This window comes from Pseudomonas fluorescens (assembly GCF_002837185.1).
GTDB lineage: Bacteria > Pseudomonadota > Gammaproteobacteria > Pseudomonadales > Pseudomonadaceae > Aquipseudomonas > Aquipseudomonas fluorescens_AM.
Genome location: NZ_KZ478021.1, coordinates 1 through 17,836 on the forward strand (window position 1 = coordinate 1; position 17,836 = coordinate 17,836).

At 58.6% G+C, this 17,836-nt stretch carries 13 protein-coding genes and 4 tRNA genes; 9 read left to right on the forward strand and 8 right to left on the reverse strand.

Features of this window, described 5'->3' with window-relative positions:
• Nucleotides 1-366: 366 nt before the first annotated feature.
• A complete protein-coding gene (locus CIB54_RS23585) occupies nucleotides 367-1,116 on the reverse strand; it encodes a BamJ family beta-barrel-assembly machinery protein (protein ID WP_065951117.1) in 750 nt (249 codons plus the stop codon).
• A 246-nt stretch (nucleotides 1,117-1,362) separates the two neighbouring features.
• On the opposite strand from CIB54_RS23585, the gene CIB54_RS23590 reads away from it, so the two are divergent.
• From CIB54_RS23590 to CIB54_RS23600, 3 genes are all read left to right on the forward strand, one after another.
• Nucleotides 1,363-3,171 carry a di-heme-cytochrome C peroxidase gene (locus CIB54_RS23590; RefSeq protein WP_101221109.1) on the forward strand — a complete coding sequence of 603 codons (1,809 nt, stop codon included), beginning with the start codon at nucleotides 1,363-1,365 and terminating at the stop codon, nucleotides 3,169-3,171.
• Entirely contained in the window at nucleotides 3,168-4,334 is a 1,167-nt protein-coding gene (locus CIB54_RS23595) for a catalase family protein (protein ID WP_101221110.1), read from the forward strand. Before CIB54_RS23590 ends, CIB54_RS23595 begins: the two co-directional genes overlap by 4 nt.
• A 76-nt stretch (nucleotides 4,335-4,410) precedes the next feature.
• Nucleotides 4,411-5,214, forward strand: a complete 804-nt coding sequence (locus CIB54_RS23600; RefSeq protein ID WP_191951140.1) for a GNAT family N-acetyltransferase — start codon at nucleotides 4,411-4,413, stop codon at nucleotides 5,212-5,214.
• Nucleotides 5,215-5,406: 192 nt separating this feature from the next.
• Here the strand turns inward: CIB54_RS23600 and CIB54_RS23610 are convergent, their stop codons facing one another.
• The gene (locus tag CIB54_RS23610; protein WP_065888210.1) at nucleotides 5,407-5,907 is read right to left on the reverse strand and encodes an Lrp/AsnC family transcriptional regulator; all 501 of its coding nucleotides are present in this window, start codon (nucleotides 5,905-5,907) and stop codon (nucleotides 5,407-5,409) included.
• Between the two features lie 119 nt (nucleotides 5,908-6,026).
• Between CIB54_RS23610 and CIB54_RS23615 the strand changes: the two genes are divergently transcribed.
• The 3 genes from CIB54_RS23615 (at nucleotide 6,027) to CIB54_RS23625 (ending at nucleotide 9,726) form a co-directional block, all read left to right on the forward strand.
• Nucleotides 6,027-7,061 (forward strand): histone deacetylase family protein, encoded by a 1,035-nt coding sequence (locus CIB54_RS23615; RefSeq protein ID WP_101221113.1) that lies wholly within the window; start codon nucleotides 6,027-6,029, stop codon nucleotides 7,059-7,061.
• Between the two features lie 48 nt (nucleotides 7,062-7,109).
• Nucleotides 7,110-8,162: an ornithine cyclodeaminase gene (locus CIB54_RS23620; protein WP_101221114.1), complete on the forward strand. Its 1,053-nt coding sequence runs from the start codon at nucleotides 7,110-7,112 to the stop codon at nucleotides 8,160-8,162.
• A gap of 148 nt (nucleotides 8,163-8,310) precedes the next feature.
• Nucleotides 8,311-9,726 (forward strand): amino acid permease, encoded by a 1,416-nt coding sequence (locus tag CIB54_RS23625; RefSeq protein WP_101221115.1) that lies wholly within the window; start codon nucleotides 8,311-8,313, stop codon nucleotides 9,724-9,726.
• Nucleotides 9,727-9,879: 153 nt separating this feature from the next.
• Here CIB54_RS23625 and CIB54_RS23630 read toward each other — a convergent pair.
• The 4 genes from CIB54_RS23630 to CIB54_RS23645 form a co-directional block, all read right to left on the reverse strand.
• Nucleotides 9,880-9,956 (reverse strand) — tRNA-Asp (locus tag CIB54_RS23630).
• Nucleotides 9,957-9,975: 19 nt separating this feature from the next.
• A tRNA-Val gene (locus CIB54_RS23635) sits at nucleotides 9,976-10,051 on the reverse strand.
• Nucleotides 10,052-10,228: 177 nt separating this feature from the next.
• Nucleotides 10,229-10,305: transfer RNA gene (locus CIB54_RS23640), tRNA-Asp, on the reverse strand.
• 19 nt (nucleotides 10,306-10,324) lie between these two features.
• Nucleotides 10,325-10,400: transfer RNA gene (locus CIB54_RS23645), tRNA-Val, on the reverse strand.
• Between the two features lie 159 nt (nucleotides 10,401-10,559).
• Between CIB54_RS23645 and rdgC the strand changes: the two genes are divergently transcribed.
• From rdgC to sugE, 3 genes are all read left to right on the forward strand, one after another.
• On the forward strand, nucleotides 10,560-11,480 hold the full coding sequence (rdgC, locus tag CIB54_RS23650) for a recombination-associated protein RdgC (RefSeq protein WP_065893686.1): 921 nt from the start codon (nucleotides 10,560-10,562) through the stop codon (nucleotides 11,478-11,480).
• Between the two features lie 156 nt (nucleotides 11,481-11,636).
• Nucleotides 11,637-12,602, forward strand: coding sequence for a bile acid:sodium symporter family protein (locus CIB54_RS23655; RefSeq protein WP_065951124.1), 966 nt, complete (start codon nucleotides 11,637-11,639; stop codon nucleotides 12,600-12,602).
• A gap of 105 nt (nucleotides 12,603-12,707) precedes the next feature.
• Nucleotides 12,708-13,022, forward strand: a complete 315-nt coding sequence (gene sugE / locus CIB54_RS23660) for a quaternary ammonium compound efflux SMR transporter SugE (RefSeq protein ID WP_065951125.1) — start codon at nucleotides 12,708-12,710, stop codon at nucleotides 13,020-13,022.
• 47 nt (nucleotides 13,023-13,069) lie between these two features.
• Here sugE and CIB54_RS23665 read toward each other — a convergent pair whose 3' ends face one another.
• Nucleotides 13,070-16,999, reverse strand: a complete 3,930-nt coding sequence (locus tag CIB54_RS23665; protein WP_198557217.1) for a type I polyketide synthase — start codon at nucleotides 16,997-16,999, stop codon at nucleotides 13,070-13,072.
• On the reverse strand, nucleotides 16,999-17,814 hold the full coding sequence (locus CIB54_RS23670) for an enoyl-CoA hydratase/isomerase family protein (protein WP_101221117.1): 816 nt from the start codon (nucleotides 17,812-17,814) through the stop codon (nucleotides 16,999-17,001). Before CIB54_RS23670 ends, CIB54_RS23665 begins: the two co-directional genes overlap by 1 nt.
• Nucleotides 17,815-17,836 lie beyond the last annotated feature (22 nt).

Here is a 17,836-nt window from a genome sequence, read left to right on the forward strand (position 1 = left end):
AAACTGTTACCTATGTGCGTGAACTGATTTGTAACCCATGTGGGTGAGTCATACCCAAGAGCCTTTTTGGTTACTTTGGGGCTTTTCCAAAGTGACCCGCCGTAAGGGCGGAACCGATAGCAGCCGTGACCGCAAAAACGGATATGTACCCGGTCTGCTCCAGCATCCTGGTCGGCCCAGAGGCCGCCATCGGGGGCAAGCCCCCTCCCACATCTAGATCTCAGAACATCAGGTAGATAGGGCTCTGGCTGTCAGGCCCTTATGGCTGGCAAGCCCCCTCCCACAGAGAATGTCGCATCGTTTGAGCAGGCCCGAAAACGACAACGCCCCGTCGAGACGGGGCGTTGTCGTTGGTTGCAGCGCCGATTACTTCTTGGCGGCAGGTGCAGCAGGTGCAGCAGCTGCGTCAGCGGCTTCAGCCTTGGCTGGGTCCTTGATGGCCAGCAGTTCCAGGTCGAATACCAGCACGGAGTTGGCTGGAATCGCCGGGCTCGGGCTCTGGGCGCCGTAAGCCAGGTCGGACGGAATGTACAACTCGACCTTCTCGCCCACGTGCATCAGTTGCAGGCCTTCGACCCAACCCGGGATCACACCGCTGACCGGCAGGTCAATCGGGCTGCCACGGTCCACGGAGCTGTCAAAGGTAGTGCCGTTGGTGAGCTTGCCGGTGTAGTGAACAGTCACTACGTCGGTTGGCTTTGGCTGGGCGCCGTCGGCTTTCTTCACGATCTTGTACTGCAGACCGGAAGCGGTGGTGACCACGCCGTCTTTCTTGGCGTTGTCTTCGAGGAATTTCTTGCCGGCCGCTGCCGACTCTTCGCTCATTTTGGTCATGCGTTCTTCAGCGCGCTTTTGCAGTGCGGCAAAGGCTTCAACCAGTTCGTCGTCCTTGAGCTTCTGTTCTTTCTTGCCGACAGCATCTTCAATGCCTTGGGCTACCGCTTTGGAGTCCAGGTCATCCATGCCTTCTTGAGCAAGGCTTTTGCCCATGTTCAGGCCGATGCCGTAGGAAGCTTTCTGCGCCGGGGTTTTCAGCTCTACGCTGGTCTGCGAATCACAACCCGCAAGTACCAGGCTAACCAGGGCCACCGCCGCCGCCAACCGATGCTGTTTCATGCTATTTCCTTGTTCATGCGCCAAAAGGGCATTCGAATAAAGTCGCGAGCTTATCAGGCGGCCACGACCAATGGCTACCGGCATGTGAGCAGGAAACGTCTGATAAGTTCACGTGTTTAAAAGCAATTTCATTCATGATGCAGGTCTGCGACGGATCGTGGGACCTGTCACTCCAGGCTCATGGCCACTTGCCGCCCCCTTGGCGTAGTGGCATAACAACGCCACCCCTCGACAAGGATAGTTAACTTGCGCATTTTTACCCGTGTCCTACTCCTGATCCTCCTGGCACTGGGCCTGATTCTGGCCGTGGTGCTCTATTACACGGTTAACCCCAGGCTGCCGGACTACATGCCCGTGGAGCAGGTGCACTACCAGGACCAATGGAGTGCCGCCGACCGCCAGACCTATTACTTCACGCCCCAGGGTACCCAAGTCAAAGGCCTGCACTACGATTGGTTCACCGCGCTGGAGCTGCCCTTTTCCGAGCGCCGTTTTGCCACGCCGGAGTACCTGGCCCGTTTTGGCTTCCTGGTGGATCCAAAGCAGGCGCCCAGCGCGCAGAACCCCGGCAACCTGCCCGTGGGTTTCGCCCGGCATAAAAACGCCGGCAGCAACGTTGAATACCTGGATATCACCTGCGCCGCCTGCCACACCGGCGAGCTGCACTTCAAAGGCCAGGCCCTGCGTATCGACGGCGGCTCAGCCCAGCATGTGCTGCCATCGAGCGTGCCGACCTTGCGCGGCGGCAGCTTCGGCCAGGCCCTGGTCGCCAGCCTCGCGGCGACTTATTACAACCCGTGGAAATTCGAGCGCTTCGCCCGCCAGGTCCTGGGTGAGCGCTACGACGCCGAGCGCAGCCAACTGCGCGAGGACTTCAAGCAGTCGCTGAACCGCTTCCTCAAGGTCGCCTGGAACGATACCCACCGTGGCCTCTACCCCACCGAAGAAGGGCCGGGCCGCACCGACGCCTTTGGCCGCATCGCCAATGCAAGCTTTGGCGATGCCATTTCCGCGCAAAACTATCGCATCGCCAACGCACCGGTGGATTACCCGCAATTGTGGGACATATGGACCTTCGACTGGGTGCAATGGAACGGTTCGGCCCAGCAACCCATGGCCCGCAACATCGGTGAAGCCCTCGGCGTCGGCGCGACCCTGGACTTCTTCGACAGCGCCGGCCAGCCCCTGCAGGGCGATGCGCGCTACCCTTCCAGCGTACGCGTGCGCGACCTGAACCTGATCGAAGAGACCTTGCAACGCCTCAAGCCACCCACCTGGCCCGAAGACCTGTTCGGCGCCATCGACAAGCCGCTTGCGGCCCAGGGTCGTGCACTGTTCGCCGAGAACTGCGCCGGCTGTCACGTGCCCACGGTCACGCAAGAAGGCGGCCGGCCGGTGCAGCAATTGAAGATGCTGCCAGTGGACTACATCGGCACCGACCCCGGCACCGCCAACAACATCGCCGACCAGCGTTACGACCTCAGTGCCCTGCAATGGGACCCGGCGGAGCTGGCCGGGCTCAACGTCCAACTGCACCCCACGCCGACCGAGCCACTGGACCTGAAAAAGATGTCCGTGGCCAAGGGCCTGGCCTACGTCACCGCGTTCGTCGAGGACCACGCCTACCGCGCCGCCGGCGTAAGCCCGGCCGAGCGCCCGCGCCTGGACGGTTACGGCCTGCCCATCGGCGTGCGCGAGTTGCGCGCCTACAAAGCGCGGCCACTGGCTGGCGTCTGGGCGACACCGCCGTTCCTGCATAACGGTTCGGTGCCGACGATCTACCAGTTGCTCTCGCCCCAGGACGAGCGCAGCACCACCTTCTATAAAGGCACCTTCAACTATGACCCGCGCCATCTCGGCTTTGAGACCGACGCGTTCAAGAATGCCTTTGTGTTCGATACCAAAATCACCGGCAACCACAACAGCGGCCACGAATTCCGTGCCGGCCAGCGTGGCAACGGCGTCATCGGCCGTGGCTTGCTGCCGCAGGAACGCTGGGCGCTGCTGGAATACCTCAAAGTGCTGGGCGGCCCGCTGGAGCAACAACTGCCATGATGATTCGATCCCGCTATGACCAACCCTCCCTGCTCGCCCGCCTCTGGCTGCGCATCGGCAGGTTTCTCGGCAAAACCCTGCTGTGGCTGGTGGGTCTGGGCCTGCTCGGTTGGCTCGGCGCCAGCGCCTGGTACGCCTGGCAACACAGCGGCCCGGTATCGCCGGACGAACAGATTCCGCCCGGTGAAGCCGCCATGACCCAGGGCATCATCCAGACCGCCGTGCGCATTGTCGATCAGCACCGCGAGGGCACGCGCTACCTGCGCGACGCCCACGCCAAGGGCCATGGTTGCGTGAAGGCCGAAGTCAGCGTGCTGGCCGACCTCGATCCGGCATTGCGCCAGGGCGTGTTCGCCACGCCGGGTAAAACCTGGCAGGCGATGATGCGGCTGTCCAACGGCAATGCCTACCCGCAATTCGACAGCATCCGCGATGCCCGCGGCATGGCCATCAAGCTGCTGGACGTACCCGGCAAACAGCTGATGGCCGATCAACAAGCGCGCACCGAGCAGGACTTCGTGATGTTCAGCCACCCGAACTTCTTTGTCAGCGACGTGGCCGAATATGCGCAGAACATTGGGGCCCAGGCGGATGGCAAGAAAGTGCTGGCGTTCTTCCCCAAGGCCGACCCACGCACCTGGCAGATACGCCACCTGTTCATCGCCCTGGCAACCCTCGCACCCGCCCCGGCCAGCCCGACGCAGACCACGTACTTCTCGGTTTCGCCTTACAAGTTCGGTGCGGCCAACGCCAAGTTCCGCGTCGCCCCCGACCCGCAAAGCTGCCCCGAATACGTGTTGCCCAAACAGAACCAGGACCTGCCGAACTTCCTGCGTAGCGCCCTGAACCAGCAGCTCTCCACCGACCGCGTACCGGCGTGCTTCGTGTTGCAGATCCAGCGACAGAACCCGCAGACATTCATGCCCATCGAAGACACCAGCATCGAATGGAGGGAAAGCGACGCGCCTTTTGAAACCGTGGCCAAGGTGCGGGTCCCGGCGCAGGACTTCGACACGCCCGCGCTGAATCTCGCCTGCGACAACCAGTCATTCAACCCCTGGTTCGGCGTGGAAGAACACCGCCCCATTGGCGGCATCAACCGCCTGCGCAAGGCGGTGTACGAAGCAGTCAGCGATTACCGCCACAGCCGCAACGCGCCGTAGGCTCAGTGCCTGCCTGCCAGCAGAGGAAACCGATGTGAGTCCCGCTTACCTGTATCGCCCGGCAACCGCCGCCGACATGCCCGCCGCCCATGCACTCTCCGTGCACCTCAAATGGCCTCACCGCGAGGAAGACTGGGCGATGGTGCAGCGCACATCCGAAGGCTTCGTCGCCGAGCAGGACGGTGTCTTGGCAGGCATCGCATTCGCCTGTCATCAGGGGGCTTATTCGTCCATCGGCCTGGTGATCGTCAGTCATCAGCACCAGAGCAAAGGCATCGGGCGTCGCTTGATGAATCTGTGCCTGGAGGCCGTGGACCCGCGCACGCCGATCCTCAATGCCACCGAGTCAGGCGCGCCGCTGTACGCCAGCATGGGATTCATTGAATTTGCACGGATTCAGCAGCATCAGGGCGTGCCGCAGACGCCGGAGCCCCTGCCCGCGAGCCGCCACGCGCAATGTCGCGAATTGAGCCGAGTCGACGACCCGAAGGTGATCGAGCTGGCCAACGCCGGCAGCGGACTGGACCGCACCGGTGTACTCAACGACCTGCTGCCGACGGCCGAGCATGTGGTGGGCATCGAGGTAGAGGGGCACCTGCAGGGGTGCGCCCTGCTCCGCGAATTTGGTCGCGGCCACCTCATTGGCCCCGTCGTCGCGCACCACCCGGAGCAGGCCCGACACTTGATCACGCACCTTCTTCGGTTGATCCCGGGCGCGTTCGTGCGCTTCGATATTCCCAGCGCATGCGGATTGGCCGACTGGCTGGAGAACCTCGGGCTGCCCTGCGTGGATAACGCGCCACGCATGGTGCGGGGGATACCGCCCCAATCAAGCGCCGGGGTCACCGAGTTTGCGCTGGTGACCCAGGCGATCGGCTAATGAATGCCCGCTCGCCGGCGCGTGCAATCGTAACCTCTTCACAGACCAGAATGAACAAGTGCAAGGATAAGTGATCCAGGTGCTGCGTGACGCCCCTCCCGTTGCAATGTGACGCAAACCGAACGCTGCCTTTGCCTTCAATTTCCCCGATTGCTCTACTGCACACCGAGCGTAGTGCGGTGCCCATCCCGATTAACCCTTGCTCAATTTGGGTATGGCAATGCGACTACCGGTCTTGATTTCACGCAATGCCAGACTCGATTGAATAGACGCAATACCGACCTGGCGCCTCAGTACTTGCTCGATAAAGTCGCTATAGCTGTCGAGGTCCTCTGCCAACACTTGAAGCACGTAATCGGCGTCTCCGGTGATCTTGTGGCAGGCCAACACTTGCGGCAATTGCGCAATCACTGCCTCGAAGGCGTCCGGCGCGTGATCGGCATGGGTGGAAAAGCGGATGTGCACGAATGCCATGATATCCAGCCCGAGCATTCTTCGATCCAGCGTTGCCTGATAACCCTTTATCACGCCCGCCTCTTCCATTCTCTTGCGCCGTCGCCAGCAAGGCGTGAGGCTCAATGAAAGCCGCTCACTGAGTTCGGCATTGGAAATACTCGCGTCCTCCTGCAACAACTCAAGAATGGCCAGATCGGTCTCGTCGAGGCTGATTCGCCTGGATATATTTTTCTTCATTACGCTGTTCCTGAGTTAAATCGCCCGATAAATATGCATAAGCACGAAAACAAAGCAAAGAAATCGCGTCCTGACCAGAACAGAATATTTGCACTGGCTCACATCAACGGATGCGCAGAATGTTTACAGTTTTCAGTGATTCCCACCGTCTGCACCATGGCACCGAGTTGAAGGATGGCGTGCTCAAGCCGTCGTTCGAGCAGCCCAGTCGGGCCGACACCGTTCACGACCGTGTCAAGCAAACAGGCCTTGGCCGGGTAGTCGAACCGCGCGTGTTTGACCGCTCGTGTTACGTCAACGCCCACAGCGAGCGCTACGTGAGCTTCCTGGAAAGCGCCTGGTCGCAGTGGTGCGCCACAGGGCGCACCCATGACGCCCTGCCACTGGTATGGCCTGTACGTGACTTGGCCAACGATCAAGTGCCAACGTTCATTGACGGCAAACTCGGCTTCTATGCAATGGATGCCGGCTCGCCGATCACCGCCACGACCTGGCAGGCAGTCAAGACCAGTGCCGATATCGCCCTGACGGGCCTGGCACTGATCGATGAAGGCCACGACAGTGCCTTTGCCCTGTGTCGTCCGCCGGGCCATCACGCGGCGCGTGAGTACATGGGGGGCTACTGCTATCTCAACAATGCGGCCATTGCTGCACAGCAGGCAATCACTCAGGGCGCCAAACGTGTCGCGGTACTCGACGTCGACTTTCATCACGGCAACGGTACCCAGAACATTTTTTACCAGCGCAATGACGTCATGTTCATCTCGCTGCACGGCGAGCCGGCCGTGTCCTATCCCTACTATTCGGGGTTCAGCGGTGAAACCGGCGCAGGCCACGGCGAAGGGTTCAACTTCAACTACCCATTGCCGAAAAACACCGCCTGGGGAAACTACTGCGACGCCCTGCTTCATGCCTGCAGGAAGCTTCAGCAATTCGCGCCAGAAGTATTGGTGATCTCACTGGGCGTGGACACCTTCAAGGACGACCCGATCAGTCACTTCCTGCTGGAAAGCGAGGACTTCATCGGGATCGGCGAGCTGATAGCGAGTGTGGGTTGCCCCACCCTCTTCGTGATGGAAGGCGGCTACATGGTCGATGAAATCGGCATCAATGCGGTGAACGTACTGCATGGTTTCGAGAGCAAACGCGCCTGATCCCCCCCGAATCTACAACGTGTAACTGGACAGATTGGAGAATAAAAAATGACGCTTTTCCTGGATGTCGATGATGCCGCACGCCTGTTCGCCAAGGTTGGCATCCGCCGGGCAATCCGTGAGATGGCCACCTACATCGAAGCAGACTATTTACGCTGGGCGCAGTTTGACAAGTCGCCGCGCACGGCCAATCACTGCGCAAATGGTGTGATCGAGCTGATGCCTACCGATGATGGCAAGCAGTATTCCTTCAAGTACGTGAATGGCCATCCGGACAATGGTCAGCAGAACCTGCTGACGGTGATGGCATTCGGTCTGCTGGCCGATGTCCACAGTGGCTATCCGACCCTGCTCAGCGAGCTGACACTGACCACCGCCGTTCGTACCGCTGCAACCTCGGCACTGGTCGCGCGTGCGCTTGCCCGGCCTGGGGCAACCTCGATGGCCCTCATTGGCAACGGCGCTCAAAGCGAGTTTCAGGCGCTGGCCTTCCATGAAATGCTGGGCATCAACGAAATTCGCATCTTCGATATCGATCGCGATGCCTCACTCAAGCTGCTGCGCAACCTGGCAGCTTTCCCGACGATCAACGTGATTCACGCCGACTCCGTACAGGAAGCGGTCAAGGGCGCGGACATTGTTACCACCGTTACCGCCGACAAGGCCTACGCAACGATCCTGACGCCCGAGATGATGGAGCCCGGTATGCATATCAATGCCGTCGGCGGCGACTGCCCGGGCAAGACTGAACTGCACGCCGACATCCTGCGCAACGCTCGGGTCATCGTGGAGTTTGAACCTCAAACGCGGATTGAAGGTGATATTCAGCAACTGGAGGCCGACTCACCCGTCATCGAGTTTTTCCGGATTGCGCAAGGCGACATCCAGGGACGCGAGAGCGATGAACAGGTGACGGTATTCGATTCCGTAGGCTTTGCCCTGGAGGATTTCTCGTCGCTTCGCTACCTGCAGGCGATGGCGCACGAACATCAAGTCGGCCGGCACATCCACCTGGTACCCATGCCTGAAAATATAAAAAACCTGTTCCAGATGCTTGATCAGCAAGCGACCAACGCCGCCCATCTGCGCACGGCCAGTTGACCTGCGAGTGACGCCCCAAGGCATCTGCAGCGGGCCGTCACTGCCCAAAAATAAAACAACACCGTCACCCGCCATTGCCTCCTGACAGTGGCGCTGGGTATCCATTTTTCTGCCAAAACTCAAAAACATAAGATCAAGAGGTTTTGAAATGAAATCGAATTCATCACAGCGGGCTGAGCAGCCTGCGCTGCAGCGCACGCTCAGCAATCGTCACATCCAGTTAATGGCCATGGGCGGCGCCATTGGCACGGGTTTGTTCATGGGCTCCGGAAAGATCATCGCCCTCTCCGGCACCTCGATCATCCTCATCTACATGATCATCGGCCTGTTCGTTTATTTCGTCATGCGCGCCATGGGCGAAATGCTGCTATCGAATTTGAATTTCAAGACCTTTGCGGATTTCGCCGGCGCTTACCTGGGGCCTCGCGCCGCATTTTTTCTCGGATGGTCGTATTGGCTGAGCTGGAGCGTTGCAGTGATCGGCGATGCCGTCGTCGTCGGAGGCTTTTTCCAGTACTGGTTCCCCGATCTGCCTGCCTGGATACCGGCTATCGGGATGCTGACGACCCTGTTTGCCTTGAACGTGCTGACGGTCAGGCTTTTCGGTGAGGTCGAATTCTGGTTCGCGATCATCAAGATCATCGCCGTGGTGACGCTGATTGGCGTCAGCCTCGTGATGATTGCCAGCTCGTTCGTATCCCCCAGTGGCGTTACCGCGTCCCTGGGCCATCTGGTGGATAAGCAGGCTGCATTCCCTAATGGCTTGCTGGGTTTTTTCGCCGGTTTTCAGATGGCGATATTCTCCTTTGCCGGTACCGAACTGATCGGCACCGCGGCGGCAGAAACCCGGTCGCCGGAGAAGACCCTACCCAAGGCGATCAACTCGATTCCGTTGCGAATCATCCTGTTCTACGTGTTGGCATTGGGCTGCATTATTGCCGTGACGTCCTGGCAGCAGGTTTCACCCGTGAAAAGTCCTTTTGTCGAACTGTTCCTTGTCGCAGGCTTTCCCGCAGCAGCCGGTATCGTGAACTTCGTAGTTCTGACATCCGCCGCTTCATCGGCCAACAGTGGCGTATTCTCATCCAGCCGTATGCTGTTCGGGCTGGCCAATCAAGACAATGCTCCGGGTATTTTTCGGCGGCTATCGGGCAATAGCGTGCCTCTGCTGAGCCTGGCCTTCACTACATCACTGATGCTGATGGGCGTACTGGTGCTGTTTATCGTTCCGCAAGTCATGACAGCATTCACCATCGTTTCCACTGTGTCGGCGGTTCTGGTGATATTCACCTGGTCGACCATCCTCGCCTCTTACATTGCCTATCGCAAAAAGCGTCCTGAGCTTCACGCAAAATCTGCTTACAAGATGCCGGGCGGCGTCCCAATGGCAGGGCTCTCACTGGCTTTTATGGGCTTCGTTCTCTGCCTGCTGGCATTGAGACCTGACACCCGTGTTGCCTTGATGGTCATGCCAGCATGGTTCATATGGCTGGCCATTGCTTATCAGCTGACCCGTAGCAGGAAGCCCGAAACAACAGCGCAATCGGCACGTCAATTCGGTTGAGTTGCGCTAAAGAGGCTTGGCGCAACTTAACTCTCTATTAAAAACCGTGGCTGGAGATGCAATTGCAGCGCAATTGTGCAGACGAAAAAAAGCCCGCTCAATGAGCGGGCTTCTTGTGGCGACCTGGCGTTCAGTGTTCCAGGTTGCCGAATATGGCGCAGCGGACGGGACTCGAACCCGCGACCCCCGGCGTGACAGGCCGGTATTCTAACCGACTGAACTACCGCTGCGCGTAACACATAAAGCGAATGGTGGGTGATGACGGGATCGAACCGCCGACCCTCTGCTTGTAAGGCAGATGCTCTCCCAGCTGAGCTAATCACCCTTCGTTTCGGTGTGGGCGCATCATACACCAAAAAATCGTAATGTCTTGATTTAAATGCACTTTATTTAAAAAAAGTTTACCGCACGACTTTTTGCCATATTTCGGGCAATAAAAAGCCCGCTCAATGAGCGGGCTTTCCGTGGTGACCTGGCGTTCAGCATTCCAGGTTACCGAATATGGCGCAGCGGACGGGACTCGAACCCGCGACCCCCGGCGTGACAGGCCGGTATTCTAACCGACTGAACTACCGCTGCGCGTAACACATGAAGCGAATGGTGGGTGATGACGGGATCGAACCGCCGACCCTCTGCTTGTAAGGCAGATGCTCTCCCAGCTGAGCTAATCACCCTTCGTTTCGGTGTGGCGCGCATTCTACGGAGCGCTCCGAAGTCTGGCAAGCACTTTCTTAAATCTTTTTTTTCAGCCCTTCCAATGGCTTACGCAGGGTTGGCCTGCGGCGTGATCAAGAGAATAATGCCCCCCTTTGTATAGAGGAGAGACTCACCCCATGTGGTTCAAGAACCTGCTTATCTATCGCCTGACCCAAGATCTGCCTGTTGATGCCGAGGCGTTGGAAGCGGCCATGGCCACCAAACTGGCGCGCCCGTGTGCAAGCCAGGAACTGACCACCTACGGTTTCGTTGCCCCTTTCGGTAAAGGTGAAGACGCGCCCCTGGTCCACGTCAGCGGGGATTTTTTACTGATCGCCGCGCGCAAGGAAGAACGCATCCTGCCGGGCAGCGTGGTACGGGACGCGGTTAAAGAGAAGGTTGAGGAGATCGAGGCCGAGCAGATGCGCAAGGTCTATAAAAAGGAGCGCGACCAGATCAAGGATGAAATCATCCAGGCCTTCCTGCCCCGCGCCTTTATTCGTCGCTCGTCGACCTTCGCCGCCATCGCGCCGAAACAGGGTCTGATCCTGGTCAACTCGGCCAGCCCGAAACGCGCGGAAGACCTGCTCTCCACCCTGCGCGAAGTGATCGGCACCCTGCCCGTACGCCCGCTGACCGTCAAAACCGCACCGACGGCGATCATGACCGACTGGGTCACCACCCAGAAACCGGCGGCCGACTTCTTCGTGCTCGACGAATGCGAACTGCGCGACACCCACGAAGACGGCGGGATCGTGCGCTGCAAGCGCCAGGACCTGACCGGCGAAGAAATCCAGCTGCACCTGACCACCGGCAAAGTCGTGACCCAATTGTCCCTGGCCTGGCAGGACAAGCTGTCCTTCATGCTTGACGACAAAATGACCGTCAAGCGCCTGAAGTTCGAAGACTTGCTGCAGGACCAGGCCGAACAGGACGGCGGCGACGAAGCTCTGGGCCAACTGGATGCCAGCTTTACCCTGATGATGCTGACCTTCGGCGAATTCCTGCCGGCGTTGATCGAAGCACTCGGCGGTGAAGAGACCCCACAAGGCATCTAAGCCATGTGAGGCTCTAAAATGTGGGAGGGGGCTTGTCCCCGATAGCGGTGTATCAGTCAAAAATCCATTAGCTGATACACCGCCATCGGGGACAAGCCCCCTCCCACATTTGATTGCGTTACCACGTCAAAAATCGAACAAGAAAGGACACTTTCCATGCGCGCACTCGCCGCCTTGAGCCGCTTCGTCGGCAATACCTTCGCCTACTGGGTGTTGATCTTTGCCGTCGTCGCATTTCTCCAACCCAGCTGGTTCCTCGGCCTGAAAAGCGCCATCGTCCCACTGCTGGGCCTGGTGATGTTCGGCATGGGCCTGACCTTGAAACTCGAAGACTTCGCCGAGGTCGCCCGCCATCCGTGGCGTGTCGCTCTGGGCGTGGTCGCGCATTTTGTGATCATGCCCGGCGTGGCGTGGTTGTTGTGCCAGGTCTTTCACCTGCCGCCGGAAATCGCCGTTGGCGTGATTCTGGTCGGCTGCTGCCCAAGCGGTACGTCATCCAACGTGATGACCTGGCTGGCCCGTGGCGACCTGGCACTGTCGGTGGCCATCGCCGCCGTCACCACCCTCCTCGCCCCGCTGCTCACCCCGGCGTTGATCTGGCTGCTGGCTTCGGCCTGGCTGCCGGTGTCGTTCATGGAGCTGTTCTGGTCGATCCTGCAGGTGGTGTTGCTGCCAATCGTGCTCGGCGTGCTCGCGCAACGCTTGCTGGGTGATCGGGTGCGTCATGCGGTCGACGTGCTGCCGCTGGTCTCGGTGGTCAGCATCGTGATCATCGTCGCCGCCGTGGTCGCCGCCAGCCAGGCGAAGATTGCCGAGTCAGGCCTGTTGATCATGGCCGTGGTGATGCTGCACAACAGCTTCGGCTACCTGCTCGGCTACTTCACCGGGCGCCTGTTCACGTTGCCATTGGCGCAACGCAAATCCTTGGCGCTGGAAGTGGGCATGCAGAACTCCGGGCTCGGCGCCGCGTTGGCCAGTGCGCACTTCTCGCCACTGGCGGCGGTGCCCAGTGCGCTGTTCAGCGTCTGGCACAATATTTCCGGGGCATTGCTGTCGACTTACTTTCGACGTATGAGCGAGAAGGAAGATCGCCGCGCACTGGAGAACACCCCGCACACTTGATCGAGCGGCCCATGTTCGGCACTCTTAGCCCCTCGCGGGGACGACCTCGCGACGCCAATGCGCGTTGAGTCCGGGGACGACCCCGCCTGAAGAAGCGAGGTCACCATGTCCTGGATCATTCTGTTTTTCGCCGGGTTGTTTGAAGTCGGCTGGGCCGTCGGCCTGAAGTACACCGACGGCTTCAGCAAGCCCCTGCCCACCGCACTGACCATTGCCGCTATGGTTATCAGCCTAGGCCTGCTGGGGCTGGCGGTGAAGGAACTGCCATTGGGCACCGCCTACGCCGTATGGACGGGAGTGGGCGCCGTGGGCACGGTGATCGCCGGGATTATTCTGTTTGGGGAGTCCATGGCGTTGTTCCGGTTGGCCAGTGTGGCGTTGATTATTTGCGGGTTGATTGGGCTCAAGATCAGCACATGACCGCGTAGCGCAGCACCCGCTGCAACTTGCCTCAGTAATTAATCAGCTCACGTGCGCTCCAGGGCACCCAGGGTTTGCAAGATATGCTGGGCAAGTTCGTTCGCGCACTCGATCTGAATATTGTGCCCTGCATCAAAGTTGATCACTTGGCAATCAGCCAGCGAACGCTGCAGGGCGGTCTTCTCGGCGGCCGAAGAAAAGTTGCTCTTCTGGCCGAAATACAGAGCGGCAGGCGCCGAGATGCCTTTGAGCAAATCAACGTAATGCTTGCGCAGCCCGTGAAAACGCAGCCCTACACGCGAGCGCAAACGTGCATCCCAACGCCATCGGTAACCGTGTTCATCATCGCCAGACAACACACGCTCACACAACTGACGGGCAAACGAGTCGGAAACGGTCATATAGCTCATTTTGATAAGTTGGACTGCCTCGGCGACGCTGCGTATCAACGGCTGGCTGGGTGTTGTACGTAGATGATGCAGCTCTTTGGCAATCTGAAGCTCCATGTCCAAGACATCGACGGTGGGCGGAATGAAGGTTTCCAGCAGAAACAGCGTTCTAACCCATTGCCGATTTTGATTGGCGAACAGGGCCGCGAGTACCGAACCCAAGGAGTGGCCAACCACATGCACCTGGGTGAGTGCGAGCGCGTCGCAAAGAAGGGTGATATCGCTGACGTAGTCCACCAGTTGGTAGCCCTTCCCGTCTTCTATATGCGAAGAAAGCCCATGCCCGCGCAGGTCTGGGGCAATCACGCGATAACCGGCAGCCACCAGATACAGCGCCATATCGTGCCAGCTATAAGCCTGGTCAAGTAGCCCGTGGATGAGTAAGACAGCCGGTTGCCGGTCCTCGCCCCACTGACAGACATTGATCCGATAACCATTGATCAGCAGCTCCCTATCCATGAAGCGCACTTGATGTCTGCTCGCACTGAGATGGGCGGCAGGCAGCTCGGGTAATGGCGCGGTGTACGCTGCTGCAGGGTGAGTCAGGGACTGCTGTATGAAAGCTTCCAGCCTGGCGACTGAATGATGCTCGAACAAATCCTGAGGTTTTAAATCCAGACCGAAAGTCGATTTGATCTTCAGCAGTAACTCAACCGCCATGAAAGAGGTCAGCCCGAGCATCCGGAAACTGGCTGTTTTGTCCAGGGTTTGCGCCTCGAGTCCCAGACTGAGGGCGATGATCGAAGTCATATCATGTGCTGCCCGCCCCTGGGGCTCACCGACCTTGGGCGCCGAGTCCGCAAGCCCTGCCGCGCCTGGTGCGATGGTCGGTGTAAAAAACGGCTGACTGAATACGATCCCCGTGTTGGGACCGTTTTGCGGGATCAGCATAACCGGCGCGTCACTGAAGACCGGTCGAAAGGAGGTACGCTCGAAAGCATATACCGGGATATCCATCACCGGTTCTGGGCGCGGTGCCGCAGAGGCACACAAGGCCGCCCACTCAATAGGTACGCCGCGCTCGTATAACCAACTCACTGCACGATAAAGCTGAGTTTGCGTTTCTTTGGCCAACGATGAACACATCGCAAACCTGGAAAATGGCTGGCATACGGCATTCAACGCGGCACCCGGCCCGACCTCCAGTCCTATATATGTTCCCTTACCCAGTAAGTTTTCAATGCTCTCGCGAAACCGTACTCGCTGGTGCATATGTTGACAAAAATAGTCGGCATTGAACGTGCCGCCATCTGCCGGTAGCCCTGTGAGATTGGCGATGATGGGGACTTGCGGCGCACCATAGGTGACCGACGCTGCCACCGCCTCAAAGGCAAGAGACGCCGGCAACATGGAGGGGGAATGAAAGGCTTTTTCCACTCGCAACTCAACCCATTGCATAGGAAGAGTATCGAGCAGGCATTGGAATCGTTTCACCGCCGGCAACGGCCCGCTGACGACTGTTTGATGCTGGCTGTTGTCTGCGGCAATCACCACTGCCTGCTCAGGTTCAAAACAGCAGCGCTCAAGCAGCGCTTCAACATCACGGGTGCTCGCCAAAACGCAGAGCATCGCCCCCGGCGCCGTCATTTGCTCCATCAATCGCGCTCGGGAAACGACCAGGCGCAACGCGTCAGCCAAGGAAAATACCTGGGCAATGCAGCACGCTGCGTATTCACCAAGACTATGCCCGATCAAGTACCTGGGCTTGACACCCAAGGAGATCCATAACTTGGCCAGGGCATACTCCAGACAAAAAATGGCAGGCTGGCAATTTATTGTTTTTCGCAACACCGCTGTGTCTGATTCCAATACCAGCGTCTTGATCGACAAACCGTGATTAGCCATCGTGATCGCTTCGCACTCATCAATGGCCTGGCGAAATACCTCGAAGGCGGCATATGGCATTGTCCCCATGCCTGGGTAATGGGAACCCTGGCCGGTGAAGAGAAATACACACTTGGGCCTCTTCCCAAACGCCTTCGGCCTATCAGCGCCATTGGAAAATGAGCGCAGTTTTTCGCACAAATCCGCCTTGTTCGAGAAAGCAATGGCCTTGCGTATGGATAAATCGGCCCTGTAACGATTGGCGGTGTAGGTGAGCGTCTGCGCACCTCTATGCGTCGGCTTTAAATAATCAGCATAAGCACGCGCAATGGCTTTGATGGAATACTCAGAGTGTGCGGTTATCTTCAGCACCCCGGCGCCCTCAACCCAGGACCTCTCACCTGCACAGGCGGCCGGGGGCTCTTCCAGCACCATATGCGTATTGGTACCGCCGAACCCGAAGGCACTCAGGCCCGCAATGCGCTTGTTGTCCGGTTGCCATGCGCTGAGTGCCGTCACTATCTTCAGCCGCGTGTGACCCAGAAACTCATCAATCAACGGATTCAATTGACCGATATGAATTTGCGGTGGGATCAATTGATGCTTGAACATCAGCAGAATCTTTAACAAGCCCGCCATGCCCGCGCCGGACTCGCAATGGCCGATATTGGCTTTGACCGCGCCCAGAAGACAGGGCGTAACGATTGAAGCCTGCCCTCCACCATATACCTTGGACAACGCTTTTATCTCGATCGGATCACCCAACGGCGTACCCGTGCCATGGGTTTCGATATAACTGACGTCCTGCGGCTGCACTGCGGCTTGACGTAGTGCGCGCGCGATTACCTGTTCTTGTGCTTTGGCGCTGGGAGCCGTCAGGCCATTTGTCATGCCGTCCTGATTGATCGCACTGCCACGTATGATCCCCAGGATTTCGTCACCTTCGGCCAACGCTCGCGCATAGGGTTTCAACATGACCAATCCTGCCCCCTCGCTACGCACGTAACCATCGGCGCTTGCCGAAAAGGTTTGGCACCGGCCGGTAGGCGACATGAATCCAGCCGCAGCGAAGGCCAGGTTGGTTTCCGGGGCCAGGATTACATTGATGCCGCCGGCGATGGCCAAATCGCATTCCCCTGCGTTCAAATGTGCACACGCCAGATGTATCGCGCTCAGGGAAGATGAACACGCGGTATCCACCACCATGCTGGGGCCCTGAAAATCAAACTGATAGGAGATGCGATTGGCCAGGGGGCTGAGCGTTGACCCAGTGCCTACATACCCTTCCATCAAATTAATATCGCGATTGAGGATTTTATTGAAGTCCCAACCACTGGCGCCGATGAACACACCGGTGTTACTACCGCGCAGCGAATACGCTGTGTAATGAGTACGCTCAATCAAGTGCCAACTCATCTCCAGCAACAGGCGCTGCTGGGGGTCTAGCTTTTCTGCCTCACGCGCGCTGATATTGAAAAAGGCAGCGTCGAACTGATCGATACCCTCCAGGAAGCCCCCCCACTGCGTCGCCGCTGATGAACGTCTGTCCCGATGATGCAGTGGCGGAATATAGGCATTGTTCCACCGATCGGCAGGCACTGCGGTGATACAGTCTTTGCCCTCGCACAAGTTCTGCCAATATTGCTCAGCATCATTGGCGCCGGGCAAGCGCAGCGACATACCGATGATCGCGATACGCTCCATTACCGGCCCCATTGCCGCGTGTCCATCTCCAGCTCCGTCTGGCGCGACGCGTTGATATGCTTGAGAAATTGTCCAACCCGCTGCTGACAGTCAGGGCTGCCAACGACTTCATGAAACAGACGATGTTCATCGGCAAACAACGAATGATCCAGGTCCGTTGACAAATTGACGGCCCTCTTGGCATTCGCAATAGCCGCCGCAGGCGCGCTGGCGATACGTATTGCCAGCTTTCGCACATAAGCATCCAACGCCACAGGCATTACAGCGCGATTCACATAGCCATAAGCTTCAAGTTGCTCGGCATTATAAAATTGACCGCTGAGCATCATTTCCAGCGCGCGGGACCGACCGACGAGGCGCGGCAATAATTGCGTTCCTCCTTTACAGGGCAACAACCCCAGCGAGACTTCCGGGTGCCGGATAAACGCTTTGCCAATCGCTGCAAAGCGCATATCAAGCGCCATCAGGAACTCACTGCCAGCGCCGCTGGCACGGCCAGCGAGCTGTCCGATGGTGACCTTCCCCCAGGCGTGAAAGCGTTCAATCAACTCATACATCGACAGCAGTGCCTGGTTGGCCACCTCATCGCGATAATTCTGGAACAACTGCAGATCCGCGCGGGCGATGAAAAAATCCGGGTCCGCACTGTTGAACACAATTACCTTAACGTTCGAACACTCTGCTTGCCGGGCGGTGTAGCGGAGCAACTCGTCCGTCAAGTGGGCATCGAGCAGGTTGACAGGAGGATTGTTTATCGTGACAAAGTCCACCCCTTGCTGGTGCACGACGCTCAATAATTTAAAGTCGCCAGTCATCACGCCCCCCTTACGGAAAAAC